Source organism: Variovorax raffinosi (assembly GCF_051216615.1).
Lineage (GTDB): Bacteria > Pseudomonadota > Gammaproteobacteria > Burkholderiales > Burkholderiaceae_C > Variovorax.
In genome coordinates this window covers 74195-90203 of sequence record NZ_JBPJZR010000020.1, presented here as the reverse complement: position 1 = coordinate 90203, position 16009 = coordinate 74195, and the positions used below count along the sequence as shown (strand labels likewise).

Here is a 16009-nt window from a genome sequence, read left to right as displayed (position 1 = left end):
TCGATCAGGCCGCGGGGTCGCGAATTTCCCAGCGGATCTTGTCGATCTCGGCCAGGACCTCGGGCGACAGCGTGGTGCCGTACGCGTCCAGGTCTTCTTCCAGTTGCGCCACCGACGTCACGCCGATGATCGTGCTCGCCACCTGCCACTTCGTGTAGCAGAACGCCAGCGCAAGCTGCGTCGGCGTCAGGCCGTTGTCGCGTGCCAGCTGGTTGTAGCGCTTGGCCGCGCGCAGCGAATCGGGGCGGCCCCAGCGCTGCTTGCGCACAGACTCGTAGCTCGAAATGCGGGCGCCCTTCGGCGCATCCGGTCCTTCGATGCCGCTCTGATCGTACTTGCCGGTCAGCAGGCCGAAGGCCAGCGGCGAGTAGGCCAGCAACGACACGCCCAGCCGGTGCATCGTCTCGTCCAGCGCGTTCTCGTGGCCACGGCCGATCAGGTTGTAGACGTTCTGGACCGACGCCACGCGCGGCAGCCCGTGCTGCTCGGCCAGCCGCACGAATTCATGAACGCCGTACGGCGTTTCGTTCGACAGACCGATGGTGCGCACCTTGCCGGCCTTCACCAGCTTGCCCAGTGCTTCGAGCTGGTCGTGGATCGGCGTCTTCGATGTTTCCTTGGCCGGGTCGTAGTACATGTTGCCGAACAACGGCACATGGCGTTCGGGCCAGTGGATCTGGTACAGGTCGATGACGTCGGTCTTCAGCCGCTTCAGGCTGGCATTGCAGGAGGCCTCGATGTCCTCGGGCGTCATGCCGCTGCCTTCGCGCACCCAGGGCATGCCGCGCGACGGGCCGGCCACCTTGGTGGCGAGCACGAGCTTCCGGCGCGCGCCGGGGTTGGCGGTGAACCAGTTGCCGATGATGGTTTCGGTGACGCTGTAGGTTTCCTTGCGCGTGGGCACCGAGTACATCTCGGCGGTGTCGATGAAGTCGATGCCGCGTTCGAGCGAGCGGCTCAGGATGGCATGGGAAGTGGGCTCGTCGACCTGTTCGCCGAAGGTCATCGTGCCCAGGCAGATCGGGGTGACGTGCAGGTCGCTTTGACCGAGTTGGATCTTTTTCATGCGCGGGATGCTACCGCCCTGCCCGGCCATGTGCTGGCCGCATCCGAAAAGCCCGACGACGCCTGTCTGTCCTGTGCCGGACTGCGCCGATGCAGGCGCGTCCTTATCATCGGTCGCCATGTACCAAGCCCTCCGCCCCTCCCGCAGCGAATTCGTGCCCGTGCGCAATCTCAGCTACCACGTGCGCCTGTGGGGCCAGCCCTCGGACGCGCGCCCTCCGCTGGTGCTCGTGCATGGCTGGATGGACGTGGCCGCCTCCTGGCAGTTCGTGGTCGATGCCATGGCGCAAGACCGCTTCATCATCGCGCCCGACTGGCGCGGCTTCGGCCTCACGGATGGCGGCGGCGTCGACAACTACTGGCTGGCCGACTACCTCGCCGATCTCGAATGGCTGCTCGACCACTACGTGGGCGAAGTGCGCGAGGGCGAAAGCCCCCGGCAGATCGACCTTGTCGGCCACAGCATGGGCGGCAACGTCGCCATGCACTACGCGGGCGTGCGGCCCGAACGCATCCGCCGCCTCGTCAACCTCGAAGGCTTCGGCATGCCCATGCGCAGGCCCGACGAAGCGCCCGCGCGCTACGGCCAGTGGATCGACGAACTCAAGCGCCTGCACCGCGGCGAGATGGCGCTGGCCGGCTACTCGGCGGTGGACGGCGTGGCGCGCCGGCTCATGAAGACCAACCCGCGCCTGTCGCAGGACAAGGCCGACTGGCTGGCCAGCCACTGGTCGGCCGGCCACGCGCAGCCCGACGGCGGCATGCGCTGGCAGATCCTCGGCGAAGCGGCGCACAAGATCGTCAACGCCCACATCTTCCGCGTCGACGAAACACTGGCGCTCTATGCGCGCATCACGGCGCCGCTGCTGATGGTCGAGGCCTCCGACGACAGCCTGAAAGGCTGGTGGAAGAACCGCTTCACGCTCGATGAATTCCACGAGCGCCTGAAGTCCGTGCCCTCGGTGCGCATCGAGCGGCTGGACGATGCGGGCCACATGCTGCACCACGACCAACCGCAACAGGTGGCGCGGATGATCGAGGACTTCCTGGCGACCTGAACGCCGCCGCCGCGGGCGCGCAGGCTCAGCCGCAGGGAGCCGTCGCAATCATCCTTGCCGCGCGCAGGAAGTCGCCCGGCACCACCGTGCTCGGGTTCCAGTTGCCTGCCACCGGCACCTGGCGCTTGTGCGCGATCACCATGTTCCGCTTCGGAATCACCAGGATGTATTGGCCGTGCACGCCCCACGCCATGTACGCCCCGCTCAACGCGGAGTCCGGCGGCTCTTCCAGAAGCCACCACAGGTAGCCATAGCCGAAACCGCGCCGCGCCACATGGGGCGGATGCATCTGCGCGGAGGTTGTCACCGGCTGCGTGATCTGCGCGACCCATGCGGCTGGCACCAGTTGTTGCCCACGCCAGTTGCCCTGGCGAAGCATCAGGTAGCCCAGGCGCGCCATGTCCCGCGTCGACAGGAAGAAGGGGTACGCCAGGTGCGCGGACTTCGCACTGTCGCCGCTGCGCTTGTGGCGGGCCACATTGAAATCCTCGAGCATCAGCGGCGCCGCCAGATCGTCGGCGAAGGCCCGGTAGATGCTGCGGCCCGTCAACTTCTCGAAGGCGGTTCCTGCGGCGTTGAAGTCCCAGTTGTTGTACAGAAAGTAGCTGCCGGGCGCTTGCGATCCGCGCGCGGGCGCGAACGCAAGATCGTCCCCGCCATTGGCCGCCGCGTGATAGACGCCGGACCGCGCGGTCAGCAGATCGCGCAGGCGCGCCTCGCGCTCGCTTGCAAGCAGGCCGCCGAGGTCATCGATGCCCAGGTCGGCCAGTGTCCGGTCGAGGTCGATGGTGCCGTCCGCCACGTACTTGCCGTACATCATCGACAGCAGGCTCTTGCGCACGGAGAACACGATGCTGACGGTGTCCAGCGGGCCGTTGCTGAACAGCACGCGACCGTCCTGCACCGCCATCACGGCGGTTGTGTCCAGTGTCCTCAGGTACTCGCGGGCTGCATCGAGCTGCCGGTTGCATGCGGTACTGAGCTGCGCGGGGGGAATGATCTCCCACGACGAAAGCGGGAAGACAGCGGCACCGCCATGGCCGGCCGAAGGCGTCGTGCACGCGCTCGCGAGCAGCAGGCACACCGTCGCCAGGCAAAGCGCGAAGACGCGCACGAGCTTAGCCGCCACCAGTCGCCCGGCGCAGCGCCGCCCGCGCGAGCAGGCGGGTGGAGTCCAGCGTAGGCAGCGGCGAATTCGCGTCGCTCATGATCAGCGGGATCTCGGTGCAGCCGAGCACGACGGCGTCGCAGCCGTCTTCGTCCTTCATGCGCTGGATGACGCGCTGGAAGGTCGCGATCGCCTCGGGCTTGAACACGCCATAGACCAGCTCGTCCATGATGATCCGGGCGATCTCGTCGCGCTCCTCGATGGAGGGGCGGACGTATTCCAGCCCGCGCGCCGAAAGCTTCTCGGGATAGACCTCGCTGTCGACCAGCCAGCGCGTGCCGGTGAGGCCGATGCGCCGAAAGCCGCGCTGCGCCGCTTCGTCGGCCACGCAGCCCGCGATGTGCAGCCACGGCAACGGCGAGCGCGCCTCGATGAAGGGCAAGGCCTGGTGAATCGTGTTGTCGGGGCAGACCAGAAAGTCCGCGCCGATCTTCGCGAGCTTGTGCGCCGAGGCGAGCATCACCTCGCCCACGCCCTGCCAGTCATTGCGGTAGATGTGCACCATGTAGTCCGACAGCGACGGCGTGTGCATCGAGACTTCAGGGTGCGCATGCGGGCCGAGCAGCTTCACGCCCTCCACGCAGATGGTTTGATAGCAGAGCGCCGCGCCTTCGGCGGAGCAGCCGACGATTCCGATGTGCTGGGTCATGGCGGCATCGTACAAACTTGGCGCGATATCCGTCCAGCGGATAACCAAGCACGCAAATCTTCGTTCGTCGGGCGCACACCGCCACCTAGAGTGCGCAACTCCCTTTGCTGCACCCTCCGGAGTTGCCCTTGATGCGTTTTTCTTCGCGCGCGCCCTCGCTGGCGCGCTGGTCCGTGCCACTGCTCGGCGGCCTTGCACTGAGCCTGCTCCTTCACGTTTCCGCCCACGCCGCCGACCTGCGTGTCGGCTTCATGCCCGGCCCCTATCGCGATGCCTTCACGAACGGCATCGAGCCCCAACTCAAGAAGCTCGGCTACACCGTCAAGTACGTCGAGTTCAGCCAGGGCGTGCAGCCCAACGACGCGGTCGAGCGCGGGCAGATCGACGCCAACATCTTCCAGCACTCGCTGTACCTCAACGCCACCAACAAGCAGCAGAACTTCGACCTCGTGCCGGTGGTGCATGTGCCCACGCCGCCGATGGGCCTGTACTCGCAGCGCCACAAGTCGCTCGACACGGTACCTGATGGCGCCACGGTCACGCTGCCGGCCGATCCGGTGAACGCGGCGCGCGCGCTCAACATCCTCGCGGCCATCGGCTGGGTGACGCTCAAGCCGGGCGTGAGTCCGCTGAGCGTTTCCGAGCGCGACATTGCCAGCAACCCCAAGCGCCTGAAGCTGGTGCCACTCGATGCCGCGCAGGCACCGCGCTCGCTGGCCGATGCTGACCTTGCGGCCGTGCAAGGCAACTTCGCTGTGGCCTCGGGCCTGAAGCTCACCGAGGCACTGAAGCTCGAAGACATGACGCTGCCCTACGTGAACGTGGTGGCGGTCAAGCGCAGCAACGAGAACGCGAAGTTCGCCAAAGACATCGTGGCCGCCTACCAGTCGGCCGAGTTCCAGCAGTTCTTCAAGGCCAACCCCGTGTGGGCGGGCTATCGGCTGCCTGACTACTTCGCCAAGTAAGTCAATGAGCAGCACCAGCACAACCGCCCCGCGCAGGCAACTGCACCTGAACGTCAACATCCTGCACTCGGGCTTCGTGCCTTCGGCCTGGCGCCTGCCCGAGAGCGACCCGTGGGCCTTTGCCGACATCCAGCACTACATCCGCACGGCGCAGATTGCAGAAGCGGCCAAGCTCGATGCGATCTTCCTGGCCGACAACGCGGCCATCGTCGACCAGATCCACTTCCGGCCGATCACCGCGCTGGAGCCCACCATCCTGCTGGCCTGCGTGGCCGCGGCCACCACGCACATCGGCCTGATCGCCACCGCATCGACCAGCTACAACGAGCCCTACAACATCGCGCGGCGCTTCGCCACGCTCGACCATGTGAGCGGCGGCCGCGCAGGCTGGAACGTGGTGACCACCGCCGACCTGCCCTCGGCGCGCAACTTCGGCCTCGACGCCACGCCCGACCATTCGAAGCGCTACGCCCGCGCCTCGGAGTTCACCGACATCGTGAAGGCGCTGTGGGACAGCTGGGAAGACGACGCCTTCATCGGCGACAAGGCCACGGGCCGCTTCATCGACCCGGAGAAGGTGCACGCGATTGCGCACCGTGGCGAGCACTTCGCGGTGCAGGGGCCGCTGAATCTTCCGCGCCCACCGCAAGGCCATCCGGTGCTGGTGCAGGCCGGTGCGTCAGCGGATGGACGCGAGCTGGCATCACGCCATGCGGAGGCGGTGTTCTCGGCGTCGCAGTCCTTCGAGGAATCGCTGGCCTATGCGCGCGCCCTCAAGACCCGCGCGGCCGAGTTGGGCCGCGGCCCCGATGCGGTGAAGGTGCTGGCCGGGCTCACCACCATCGTCGGAAGCACCGAAGCGGAAGCGCGCCGCCGGCGCGACGAACTGGTCGATCTGATTCCGTGGGATTACAGCCTCACGCGCCTCGCAGGCACGCTGGGCATCACACCCGACCGGTTGAAGCTCGACGAGCGCCTGCCCGACAACCTGCCGTTGCCCGGAAATGGCAACGGCAATCACACCTTCTTCAACGCGGTGGTGGCGGCGGGCCGTACGCACGGCTACACGGTGCGTCAGTTGATCCGCGAACTGGCGGGCGGCGGCGGTCACCGTGTGATCGTCGGCACGCCAGAGCAGATCGCCGACGACATCGAGCATTGGTTCAAGGGCGGCGCAGCCGATGGCTTCAACCTGATGCCCGATGCATTGCCGCATGGGCTGCAGGATTTCGTGGTCGGCGTGGTGCCGATCCTGCAGAAGCGCGGCATCTTCCGCACCGAGTACGAGGGGCGCACGCTGCGTGACCATCTGGGGCTGGCACGGCCCGGCGGACGGGCGGCGCAGCGGCTGGCGGCCTGACTGCTCGGGTGCTGCTGTTCGGGGCGACGCTCACGCCGACACGGTGCTCTTTTTCGCGAATGTCCCCAGCTTCGCTCCTCCTTTATTTCGCGAAAAAGAGCACCGTGTCGGCGCGAGCGTTGGACAGAGCAGTCGTTGATCCGCGATTCACCAGCAGCGCGTCCCTGTGCGAATGGCACCAGGTGCTCCCCGCAGCGAAATAAAGGAGGAGCGAAGCGGGGGACATTCGCGGAGGGGAGCTCCTGGTGTCATTCGCACTCGCTCCGAATGAACCCGCACCGCACCGCACGACCAACCCAGCAAGCATCGGAGAGGCCCTAGCGCAGACCGCAAGAGCCGCGCCACATCACTCTTCGTCAGCGTCGTTGCCCGTCATGGACAGCACTTCTTCGACAAAAGCCTCGAAGAGCGGCAACGCAGCCGGCAGGCCGTCGAAAGACTCCGCCTCGCCCGCATCGAAGAAATGCGGCCTGTCGGACGGCAAGCTCACCCACTCGCCCGCCTCGAACAACATGCCCAGGTAACCCTCGGCAGTGGACAGATAGAACAGCCCCGCGCTGTCGAGCGCGCGCTGCCCCGTGGCCTTGCCGCGCCCCCAGCTCACGCCCTGCTGCGCCAGGTGTTCGGTGATCCAGCCGTCGCACACATGCGTGTCGCGCCAGCTTCCTTGGGCATCGAATACGGCGAGCACGGGCATGTGGGCGTCCTTGCTTGGTGAGTGTGTTTACTGCAGGAAGCTGGGCTTGGCGTAGCCCTGGAACTTGCTGTCGACCACCGCCTTGAATTCCTTCGAGCGGTAAGCGTCGGCGATGTCCTTGGCCCACTGGGTGTTCTTGTCGGCCGTCTTCACTGCCACCACATTGAGGTAGTAGTCAGGCGTCTTTTCGAGCACCACGGCCTCGGTGAGCTTCAGGCCCGACGAGATCGCGAAGTTGCCGTTGACGATGGCGTACTCGGTGTCGCCCAGCGAACGCGGCAGTTGCGCGGCTTCGAGCGGAATGAACTTCAGCTTCTTCGGGTTCTCGGCCACGTCTTTTTCAGACGCGCGCAGCGGGTCGATGCCGGTCTTGATGGTGAGGAGCTTGTTCTGCTCCAGCAGCACCAGCGCACGGGCCAGGTTGCTCGGGTCGTTCGGCAGCGTCACGCGGTCGCCTTCCTTCACGTCGGCCAGCGTCTTGCGCTTGGTCGAGTACACGCCCATCGGGGCGATCGGGCCTTGCACCAGTTCGGCAAGGTCGAGCTTCTGGTCGGCCGCGAACTTCTTCAGGTAGACCTGATGCTGGAAGAAGTTGGCGTCGAGCGAGCCCTGGGCCAGCGCGAGGTTGGGCTGCACGTAGTCGTTGAACTCGACCAGCTTGACCTTGTAGCCCTTCTTTTCAAGGATCGGGATGATGCCGACCTTGAGCTGGTCGGCGTTGGAGCCGGCGGTGCCGCCGATCACGAGGTTCTTCTTGGCGGGGTCCTGCGCGTGGGCCTGCAGCGAGAGGCCGCCGAACGACAGCGCAACGAGGGACAGGGCGAGAACGGAACGGCGCAGCAATGCGGTTTTCATGAAATGAGCAGAGAGAAGAAGATGAAGATGAAGATGAAGAAGAAGAAGAAGAAGGGGAAAGAAAGGATCAACGCTTGTCGAGCCGGCGCGCCGTGGTGTTGCCCACGAACTGCAGGATCTGCACCAGCACCACGAGCAGCGCCACTGTGAGCACCATCACGTCGGTCTGGAAGCGGTAGTAGCCGTAGCGGATCGCCAGGTCACCGATGCCGCCGCCGCCCACCACGCCGGCCACGGCCGAGTACGAGAGAAAGCTCACGGCCAGCACGGTCAGCGCCAGCACCAGGCCCGAGCGGGCCTCGACCAACAGCACGCGCCAGACGATCTGCATTTCTGAAGCGCCCATGGCATGCGCCGCCTCGATCACGCCGCGCGGCACTTCGCGCAGGCACTGGTCAACCAGGCGCGCCAGGTAAGGAATGGCCGCGAACGACAACGGCACCGCGGCCGCCAGCGGCCCGATGGAGGTGCCCGCAATCACCCGCGTGAACGGCACCAGCGCCACCAGCAGGATGATGAAGGGGAAGGAACGGACCGTGTTCACGATCCAGTTCAGCACAAGAAACGCCGGCTTGTTTTCCAGCGACTGGCCGGGGCCCAGCAAGAACAGCAGGATGCCCAGCGGCCCGCCGATCAGCACCGCGGCCGACAGGCCGATGGCCAGCATCATGAAAGTCTGGCCCGTGGCAACCCACAGCTCGGGGAGGATGGGAGCGATGTTTTCAAACATAAGCCGGCTCCTGGGCATTGAGGTTCAGCGAGGCACCGGGTGCGGCGGATTCACGGGCTTCGCGCACGTCCCGTTCGCGGCGGCGCACCAGCTCGTCGATTTCGCGGCCCAGCGCGGTCTTGCGCTCGGGCCCCGGCGCATCGACGGCGAACTGTTCGATCAGCCGGCCTTTTTCAAGAATGGCCACGTTGCGGCACAGCACCTCGACCACCGACAGCTCGTGCGTGACGATCACGATGGTCACGCCGATCTTCTGGTTGATGTCGCGCAGCGTTTCGAGCAGCGAGCGGGTGGTTTCGGTGTCGAGCGCCGAGGTGGGCTCGTCGCACAGCAGCACCTGCGGGCGCGGCGCCAGCGCGCGGGCAATGGCCACGCGCTGCTTCTGGCCGCCCGAGAGCTGGGCCGGGTAGGTGTCGATCTTCTCGGCCAGGCCGACGAGGTCGAGGCATTCGCGCACCCGGGTGTTGATCTCAGCCTTGGAGTGGCGGCCGTGGATCTTCAGCGGGAAGGCAACGTTGTCGAACACCGTGGCGTTCTGCAGCAGGTTGAACTGCTGAAAGATCATGCCGATGTTCTGGCGCGTGTCGCGCAGCTCGCTGCGCGAGAGCGTGGTGAGGTCGCGCCCGCCGACAAGGACCTTGCCCGCATCGGGCCGCTCCAGCAGGTTGATGAGGCGCAGCAGCGTGGACTTGCCGGCGCCGCTCTTGCCGATCAGGCCGAACACGTCGCCCTGGTGGATGTCGAGCGAGAGCGACTGCACGGCGTCGAACACCTCGCCGCTGGGCAGGGCAAAGGACTTCTGCACCGATTGAAGACGGATGACCGGCGCCGCGTTGTCGCGGCCCGCGTCGGACGAAGATTGGCTCATTGGGAAGAAGCGCGGCCAGCAGGAAAACCGGACACGAAGGTTCGCGAAAAAGGTGCCGAGTATGAAAACAAAAGCGGCAAAAGGGAACGAAGAAAAAGGATGGTGTTTATATACGCAAAGACATAAGAAAACCCGAACGCGAGCCATACACGCCATATCGATATGCCTATTCGTTCGTTCCCAATCGCGTGCTGCGGTGCCACATTCGCGCCTTCATTTTTTTGATTTCGCGTCACCATGCACACCACTTTCCGCCGCCGCACCCTCGCCCTTGCCACGCTGGCCGCCGCCCTCTTCGCCGGCAGCCCGGCCTTCGCGCAGGACAAGAACACCCTGAAGGTCGGCGTCTCCGTCGGCAGCGCCGAACAGGTGTTCGAAGTGGTCAAGAAGGTCGCCGCCAAGGACGGCCTGAACATCCAGGTCGTGGTGTTCAACGACTACCAGTTGCCCAATGCGGCGCTGGCCTCGGGCGACCTCGACGCCAATGCCTTCCAGCACCAGCCCTTCCTGGACAACCAGAACAAGGCGCGCGGCTTCGACATCGTGCCCGTGGGCCTGACGATCACCGCACCGCTGGGCTTCTACTCGCGCAAGATCAAGTCGATCGACCAGTTGCCTGACGGCGCCTCGGTCGGCATCCAGAACGATCCGTCGAACGGCAATCGCGCCCTGCTGCTGCTGCAACAGGCCGGCCTCATCACGCTCAAGCCCGACGCGGTGAAGAACAACACCGCCACCCCGCTCGACGTGGTGACCAACCCCAAGAAGCTGAAGCTGGTGGCGCTTGACGCCGCTCAACTGCCGCGCTCGCTCGACGACCTGACCATTGCCGCCATCAACAACGACTACGCCGAGAAGGCCGGCCTATCGCTCAACAAGGACGCCGTGATCAAGGAAGCGGCGAAGAGCCCCTACGCCAACCTGATCGCCGTGCGCCGCGCCGACAAGGACAAGCCCTGGGCCAAGCGCCTCGTGGCGGCCTACCAGTCGCCCGAGGTGAAGAGCTTCATCGAAACGCAGTTCAAGGGTTCGCTGGTCCCCGCGTTCTGATTGATGACTTTCTCCCTCCCCTCCCGGGGGAGGGCCGGGGTGGGGGCACGACGGCGCCAACCCAAGCGCCGCGCTGAATGCGGGAGCAGCCCCCATCCCAACCTTCCCCCAGAGGGGGAAGGCGCAATACGGGGGCGCTCCTCGGCCGGTCGCCGGAGCATGAGAAAATGCCCGGTTTCCCCGAACACAGTCAGGACACCCCATGGACGCAGAACAAATCAACCAAATCGGCGCAATGCTCGCGGACCTGAGCGTCCGTACGGTCGATTTACGGAGGTATCTTTGACTACGATGCCAAAGCTGAACGACTGAGGACAGTCAACGCATCGCTCGAAGACCCGAACGTCTGGAACGACCCGAAGAAAGCCCAGGAACTGGGCAAGGAGAAGAAGTCGCTCGACGACGTGGTCGTCACGCTCGACCGGCTCACCAACGGGCTCTCGGACAACACCGAACTCTTCGAAATGTCGAAGGAAGACGGCGACATGGACGGCCTGCAGTCCATCGCCGATGACGCCGCCACGCTCGAAGCCGACATCAAGCAGCTCGAATTCCGCCGGATGTTCAACAACCCGGCCGACCCGCTCAACGCCTTCGTAGACATCCAGGCCGGCGCCGGTGGCACCGAAGCTTGCGACTGGGCCAGCATGCTGCTGCGCCAGTACCTGAAGTACGCCGAGCGCAAGGGCTTCAAGACGCAGATCGAAGACGAGACGCCCGGCGACACCGCCGGCATCAAGGGCGCGACCATCAAGGTCGAGGGCGACTACGCCTTCGGCCTGCTGCGCACCGAAACCGGCGTGCACCGCCTCGTGCGCAAGTCGCCGTTCGACTCGTCGGGCGGGCGCCACACGAGCTTTGCCAGCATCTTCGTGTACCCGGAAATCGACGATTCGATCGAGATCGACATCAACCCTTCCGACGTGCGCACCGACACCTTCCGTGCCAGCGGCGCGGGCGGCCAGCACATCAACAAGACCGACTCGGCCGTGCGCCTGACGCACATCCCGACCGGCATCGTGGTGCAGTGCCAGGACGGCCGCAGCCAGCACAGCAACCGCGACGTGGCGTGGAAGCGCCTGCGCTCGCGCCTGTACGACCACGAGATGCGCAAGCGCCAGGAAGAACAGCAGAAGCTGGAAGACAGCAAGACCGACGTGGGCTGGGGCCACCAGATCCGCAGCTACGTGCTGGACAACAGCCGCATCAAGGACCTGCGCACCAACGTCGAAGTCTCGGCCACGCAGAAGGTGCTTGATGGCGACCTCGATGTGTTCATCGAAGCCTCTTTGAAGCAAGGCGTGTAAATCCAATGAGCCTGACGCACGGCAAGGTCGAAGCCTTCATCTTCGACATGGACGGCACCATGATCGACTCCATGCCCTGGCATGCGCGTTCGTGGGTCGAATTCGTGGCGCGCCACGGGCTGAAGCTCGACGTGAGCGACATCCTGGCGCGCACCACGGGCCGCACCGGCACCGAGTGCATGCGCGAGCTGTTCGACCGCGAACTTTCCGACGAGGAGTGCCAGGCCCTGGTGCACGAGAAGGAAGAGATCTACCGTGCCATGTTCAGCGACAACTTCACCGAAGTCGCGGGCTTTACCGCCTTCGCCAAGGCCGCCGTTGCACGCGGGCTGAAGATCGCGGTGGGCACGGCCGGCGACAAGCACAACATCGAATTTGCGATGTCGCGCCTGAAGATGGACCCTTTGCCGCTCGCCATCGTCGGTGGCGACGATGGCTTCAGCGGCAAGCCCACGCCCGCGATCTTTCTGGAAGCCGCGCGCCGCATCGGCGTTGCGCCCGAGCGCTGCATCGTCTTCGAAGACGCGCCCTTCGGCATCGAAGCCGCCCGCCGTGGCGGCATGCGTGCCGTGGCCGTGTGCAGCACCCATACCGCCGCCGAGCTTGCCGGCCCCCATGTGATTGCCGCGGTTCGTGACTACAACGAACTTGCCCATTCGAATTTTCTGGAGACACTCGATGATGCTGCGTGACGCTCAAGGGCAACCGATTGCCATTCGCCGCGAAGACTATGCCGCTCCGGCGTACTGGATCGACACCGTCGACCTTACCTTCGACCTCGACCCCGCCAAGACCCGCGTGCTCAACCGCATGCAGATGCGCCGCAACCCCGAAGTGCCGGTGGAGCCGCTGCGCCTGCACGGCGACGAGCTGAACCTGGCGCGCGTGCTGGTCAACGGCCAGGGCGCGTCGTTCCGCATGGAGGGCGACCAGCTCGTCATCGACGGACTGCCCGACGCCTTCGAACTCGAAATCTTCACCACCTGCTGCCCCATCAAGAACACCAAGCTGATGGGCCTGTTCGTGAGCGAAGACACCTTCTTCACGCAGTGCGAGGCCGAGGGCTTCCGCCGCATCACCTACTTCCTCGACCGTCCGGACGTGATGGCGATGTACACCGTGACGCTGCGCGCCGCCAAGGCCGCCTATCCGGTGCTGCTGTCGAACGGCAACCTCGTCGAACAAGGCGACCTGCCCGAAGGCCGCCACTTCGCCAAGTGGGTCGACCCCTTCAAGAAACCCAGCTACCTGTTCGCCCTGGTGGCGGGCAAGCTGGTCGCGCGCGAGCAGCGCATCAAGGCGCGCAACGGCAAAGAGCATCTGCTGCAGGTGTACGTGCGCGCCGGCGACCTCGACAAGACCGAGCACGCAATGAACTCGCTCATCAACTCGGTGCTGTGGGACGAAGCCCGCTTCGGCCTGCCGCTCGACCTGGACCGCTTCATGATCGTCGCCACCAGCGACTTCAACATGGGTGCGATGGAAAACAAGGGCCTGAACATCTTCAACACGAAGTACGTTCTGGCCAACCAGGCCACCGCCACCGACGCCGACTACAGCAACATCGAAAGCGTGGTCGGCCACGAGTACTTCCACAACTGGAGCGGCGACCGCGTGACCTGCCGCGACTGGTTCCAGCTCTCGCTGAAAGAAGGCCTGACCGTCTTCCGCGACCAGGAGTTCAGCCAGGACCTGTGCGCCGACGCCTCGGCCCGCGCCGTGAAGCGCATCGAGGACGTGCGCGTGCTGCGCACCGCCCAGTTCCCCGAAGACGCCGGCCCCATGGCCCACCCGGTGCGGCCCGACAGCTACATCGAGATCAGCAACTTCTACACCGTCACCATCTATGAAAAGGGCGCCGAAGTCGTCCGCATGATGCAGACGCTGGTCGGCCGCAAGGGCTTCGAGAAAGGCATCACCCTTTACTTCGAACGCTTCGATGGCCAGGCCGTGACCTGCGACGACTTCGCACAGGCCATTGCCGATGCCAACCCCGATTCGGAACTGGCCCGCCAACTGCCGCAGTTCAAGCGCTGGTACAGCCAGGCCGGCACGCCCCGCCTGGCCGCGCACGGCGTGTACGACGCGCAGAACCGCAGCTACACGCTGAGCGTGGTTCAAAGCTGCCCGCCCACGCCGGGCCAGCCGACCAAGGAACCCTTCGTCATTCCGCTGAACATCGGCCTGCTCGATGCCAACGGCCGCGAACTGCCCGTGCAGCTCGAAGGCGAAAGCGAAGTGACCCGCGGCACGCGCACGCTGGTGCTGTCGCGCGCCGGCGAACAGCTCACCTTCGTGGGCCTCGACGCCGAGCCCGTGCCTTCGATCCTGCGTGGCTTCAGCGCGCCGGTGATCCTCGACTTCGAGTACACCGACGCCCAGCTGCTCACCCTGCTGGCCAACGACCCCGACCCGTTCAACCGCTGGGAAGCCGGCCAGCGCCTGGGCCTGCGCGCCGCGCTGCAAGGCATTGCCGCACTGGCGACCGACACCACCCCGGTGCTGAACGACGCCTACATCGACGCCATGCGCAGCGTGCTGCGCAACCCGCAGCTCGACGCCGCCTTCAAGGAACTGGTGCTCACGCTGCCGTCGGAAACCTACATCGCCGAGCAGCTCGACGTGGTCGACCCGCAGCGCGTGCACCTCGTGCGCGAAGCCATGCGCGCGCAACTGGCCACCGCTCTTTTTGCCGACTGGCAGTGGGCGTATGAAGAGAACCACGACACCGGCGCCTACAGCCCCGACCCGACCTCGTCGGGCCGCCGCGCGCTGGCCGGCATGGCGCTCAACTTTTTGTGCCTGGCGGCGCGCGCCTCGGGCGACACCGTGTGGCCCGGCAAGACGCTGCAGCGCTTCAAGGACGCGGGCAACATGACCGACCGCTTCAACGCGCTCAACGCGCTGGTGTTGTCGGGCCAAGCGCTCGCGGCGCAGGCGCTGGCGCGCTTCCACGCCATCTTCAAGGACGAAGCGCTGGTCATCGACAAGTGGTTCTCGCTGCAGGCCGGCGCAGGCGACCGCGGCGGCGACATCCTGCCGCTGGTCAAGCAGTTGATGAAGCACCCGGACTTCTCGCTCAAGAACCCGAACCGCGCGCGCAGCGTGATCTTTGCCTATTGCAGCGCCAACCCCGGTGCCTTCCACCGCCCCGACGCGGCCGGCTACGTGTTCTGGAGCGACCGCGTGATCGAGCTCGACGCCATCAACCCCCAGGTGGCCGCACGCCTTGCGCGCGCGCTCGACCGCTGGAGCAAGCTGGCCGAGCCGTATCGCAGCGCAGCGCGCGAAGCCATTGCCCGCGTGGCCGCCAAGCCCGACCTGAGCAAGGACACGCATGAGGTGGTCACGCGTGCACTCGCTGGCAACTGAGCGACGCCACCCGAAGCGGCCGACGCTCGCGCTGGCGACGGCGCTGCTGCTCTGCGCGGCGCTCGCCGGCTGTGCGGGCGGCCCCGGCGGCAGCTCGCGCCAGCCGTGGATCAAGAAATCGGAACTCGCCTCCCTGCCCGGCTCGACCGTACAGGTGGTCGTGCCCAGCATCGGCGTCGAGGTGGAAAGCGACCCCGACGCCAGCTTCAAACGCATGCGCGTCATCGGCGCCGGCATGTCGGCGATTCCCGGCGTGGGCATCCTCGGCGCCATCGCCCTCGGCGGCGCGACCGGTGCGGCCAACCAGAGCTACCAGGCCTCGGCACAGCAAGAGATCCAGTCACGCTCGGCCCTCTATCTGGCGGTAATGGGCAACTACGAGCTGGCACCCCTGCTCAGCCCGCGCCTGGAGAAGGCATTGCGCACCAGCCCCAACTACAAGGGCGCCACCTACCGCGAGCCCGCCACCAGCATGTTCAGGGGCAGCCCGCTCAACCCCGACAGCGCACAGACCGTGGTCGAAGGCTGGGCCAATGTTTCCGACGACGAGGACGAAGCCGTGGTGCGCGCGAACGTGCGCATCGGCTCCCCCGACAAGCGCACGCTGTGGCACGAGTATTCGTACCGCTCGACCGTGAGCCTGTCGGACCTTGTCGGACCTTCGCTCAAGCAGGAACTGCGCGGCAAGGACGCCAACACCCAGCGCAGCACCCGCCGCGCGCTTTGGCTGGCCGACCAGGGCAAGTTGCTGCAGGCAGGGCTGACCAAGGCGACCGCCGACATCGCGGTGCGCATTGCCTACGACCTCGGCGCCCCCTGGCCCGAAGACGACAACACCGCCGACTGACGCGCCCCACTCTCTCTA

At 65.8% G+C, this 16009-nt stretch carries 15 protein-coding genes; 8 read left to right on the top strand and 7 right to left on the bottom strand.

Annotation, left to right across the window (positions count from 1 at the left end; all coding sequences use genetic code 11):
• Nucleotides 1-4 precede the first annotated feature (4 nt).
• Nucleotides 5-1066, bottom strand: coding sequence for an aldo/keto reductase (locus ACSFB7_RS35680; RefSeq protein WP_435477058.1), 1062 nt, complete (start codon nt 1064-1066; stop codon nt 5-7).
• Nucleotides 1067-1184: 118 nt separating this feature from the next.
• Here ACSFB7_RS35680 and ACSFB7_RS35675 point away from each other — a divergent pair, with 118 nt between their 5' ends.
• A complete protein-coding gene (locus ACSFB7_RS35675) occupies nt 1185-2123 on the top strand; it encodes an alpha/beta fold hydrolase (RefSeq protein WP_435477057.1) in 939 nt (312 codons plus the stop codon).
• Nucleotides 2124-2148: 25 nt separating this feature from the next.
• On the opposite strand, the gene ACSFB7_RS35670 is transcribed toward ACSFB7_RS35675, so the two are convergent.
• Both ACSFB7_RS35670 and ACSFB7_RS35665 read right to left on the bottom strand, forming a co-directional pair.
• Complete coding sequence (locus ACSFB7_RS35670) at nt 2149-3252, bottom strand: serine hydrolase domain-containing protein (RefSeq protein ID WP_435477056.1); 1104 nt, start codon at nt 3250-3252, stop codon at nt 2149-2151.
• Nucleotides 3242-3940, bottom strand: coding sequence for an aspartate/glutamate racemase family protein (locus ACSFB7_RS35665; protein WP_435477055.1), 699 nt, complete (start codon nt 3938-3940; stop codon nt 3242-3244). The genes ACSFB7_RS35670 and ACSFB7_RS35665 overlap by 11 nt, the downstream gene beginning before the upstream one ends.
• A gap of 131 nt (nt 3941-4071) precedes the next feature.
• Here ACSFB7_RS35665 and ACSFB7_RS35660 point away from each other — a divergent pair, with 131 nt between their 5' ends.
• On the top strand, nt 4072-4905 hold the full coding sequence (locus ACSFB7_RS35660) for a MetQ/NlpA family ABC transporter substrate-binding protein (protein ID WP_435477054.1): 834 nt from the start codon (nt 4072-4074) through the stop codon (nt 4903-4905).
• 4 nt (nt 4906-4909) lie between these two features.
• On the top strand, nt 4910-6265 hold the full coding sequence (locus ACSFB7_RS35655; protein WP_435477053.1) for an LLM class flavin-dependent oxidoreductase: 1356 nt from the start codon (nt 4910-4912) through the stop codon (nt 6263-6265).
• Nucleotides 6266-6611: 346 nt separating this feature from the next.
• Here the strand turns inward: ACSFB7_RS35655 and ACSFB7_RS35650 are convergent, their stop codons facing one another.
• The 4 genes from ACSFB7_RS35650 to ACSFB7_RS35635 all read right to left on the bottom strand — a co-directional run bounded on the left by ACSFB7_RS35650 (nt 6612) and on the right by ACSFB7_RS35635 (nt 9415).
• Nucleotides 6612-6962, bottom strand: coding sequence for a hypothetical protein (locus ACSFB7_RS35650; protein WP_435477052.1), 351 nt, complete (start codon nt 6960-6962; stop codon nt 6612-6614).
• 27 nt (nt 6963-6989) lie between these two features.
• Nucleotides 6990-7817 (bottom strand): MetQ/NlpA family ABC transporter substrate-binding protein, encoded by an 828-nt coding sequence (locus tag ACSFB7_RS35645; protein ID WP_435477051.1) that lies wholly within the window; start codon nt 7815-7817, stop codon nt 6990-6992.
• A gap of 67 nt (nt 7818-7884) precedes the next feature.
• Nucleotides 7885-8547, bottom strand: a complete 663-nt coding sequence (locus ACSFB7_RS35640) for a methionine ABC transporter permease (RefSeq protein ID WP_187111325.1) — start codon at nt 8545-8547, stop codon at nt 7885-7887.
• Nucleotides 8540-9415, bottom strand: a complete 876-nt coding sequence (locus ACSFB7_RS35635; RefSeq protein WP_435477050.1) for a methionine ABC transporter ATP-binding protein — start codon at nt 9413-9415, stop codon at nt 8540-8542. Before ACSFB7_RS35635 ends, ACSFB7_RS35640 begins: the two co-directional genes overlap by 8 nt.
• A 237-nt stretch (nt 9416-9652) precedes the next feature.
• On the opposite strand from ACSFB7_RS35635, the gene ACSFB7_RS35630 reads away from it, so the two are divergent.
• From ACSFB7_RS35630 to ACSFB7_RS35610, 5 genes are all read left to right on the top strand, one after another.
• A complete protein-coding gene (locus ACSFB7_RS35630; protein ID WP_435477049.1) occupies nt 9653-10465 on the top strand; it encodes a MetQ/NlpA family ABC transporter substrate-binding protein in 813 nt (270 codons plus the stop codon).
• A gap of 202 nt (nt 10466-10667) precedes the next feature.
• Nucleotides 10668-11772, top strand: a protein-coding gene (gene prfB / locus ACSFB7_RS35625) for a peptide chain release factor 2 (RefSeq protein ID WP_435477048.1) whose coding sequence is annotated in 2 segments (ribosomal slippage) — nt 10668-10748 and nt 10750-11772 — 1104 coding nt in all. Because the reading frame shifts where the segments join, the coding sequence is not laid out codon by codon here.
• A 5-nt stretch (nt 11773-11777) separates the two neighbouring features.
• Nucleotides 11778-12464 carry an HAD family hydrolase gene (locus ACSFB7_RS35620; RefSeq protein ID WP_435477047.1) on the top strand — a complete coding sequence of 229 codons (687 nt, stop codon included), beginning with the start codon at nt 11778-11780 and terminating at the stop codon, nt 12462-12464.
• Entirely contained in the window at nt 12451-15144 is a 2694-nt protein-coding gene (gene pepN / locus ACSFB7_RS35615) for an aminopeptidase N (RefSeq protein ID WP_435477046.1), read from the top strand. Before ACSFB7_RS35620 ends, pepN begins: the two co-directional genes overlap by 14 nt.
• Entirely contained in the window at nt 15110-15991 is an 882-nt protein-coding gene (locus ACSFB7_RS35610; RefSeq protein WP_435477045.1) for a hypothetical protein, read from the top strand. Before pepN ends, ACSFB7_RS35610 begins: the two co-directional genes overlap by 35 nt.
• Nucleotides 15992-16009 lie beyond the last annotated feature (18 nt).

Coding starts and splice junctions, on each gene's coding strand:
- ACSFB7_RS35640 (WP_187111325.1), bottom strand. CDS start 8,547: ATGTTTGAAAACATCGCTCCCATCCTCCCCGAGCTGTGGGTTGCCACG.
- ACSFB7_RS35655 (WP_435477053.1), top strand. CDS start 4,910: ATGAGCAGCACCAGCACAACCGCCCCGCGCAGGCAACTGCACCTGAAC.
- ACSFB7_RS35635 (WP_435477050.1), bottom strand. CDS start 9,415: ATGAGCCAATCTTCGTCCGACGCGGGCCGCGACAACGCGGCGCCGGTC.
- ACSFB7_RS35645 (WP_435477051.1), bottom strand. CDS start 7,817: ATGAAAACCGCATTGCTGCGCCGTTCCGTTCTCGCCCTGTCCCTCGTT.
- ACSFB7_RS35680 (WP_435477058.1), bottom strand. CDS start 1,066: ATGAAAAAGATCCAACTCGGTCAAAGCGACCTGCACGTCACCCCGATC.
- ACSFB7_RS35610 (WP_435477045.1), top strand. CDS start 15,110: ATGAGGTGGTCACGCGTGCACTCGCTGGCAACTGAGCGACGCCACCCG.
- ACSFB7_RS35675 (WP_435477057.1), top strand. CDS start 1,185: ATGTACCAAGCCCTCCGCCCCTCCCGCAGCGAATTCGTGCCCGTGCGC.
- ACSFB7_RS35630 (WP_435477049.1), top strand. CDS start 9,653: ATGCACACCACTTTCCGCCGCCGCACCCTCGCCCTTGCCACGCTGGCC.
- ACSFB7_RS35620 (WP_435477047.1), top strand. CDS start 11,778: ATGAGCCTGACGCACGGCAAGGTCGAAGCCTTCATCTTCGACATGGAC.
- pepN (WP_435477046.1), top strand. CDS start 12,451: ATGATGCTGCGTGACGCTCAAGGGCAACCGATTGCCATTCGCCGCGAA.
- ACSFB7_RS35660 (WP_435477054.1), top strand. CDS start 4,072: ATGCGTTTTTCTTCGCGCGCGCCCTCGCTGGCGCGCTGGTCCGTGCCA.
- ACSFB7_RS35665 (WP_435477055.1), bottom strand. CDS start 3,940: ATGACCCAGCACATCGGAATCGTCGGCTGCTCCGCCGAAGGCGCGGCG.
- ACSFB7_RS35650 (WP_435477052.1), bottom strand. CDS start 6,962: ATGCCCGTGCTCGCCGTATTCGATGCCCAAGGAAGCTGGCGCGACACG.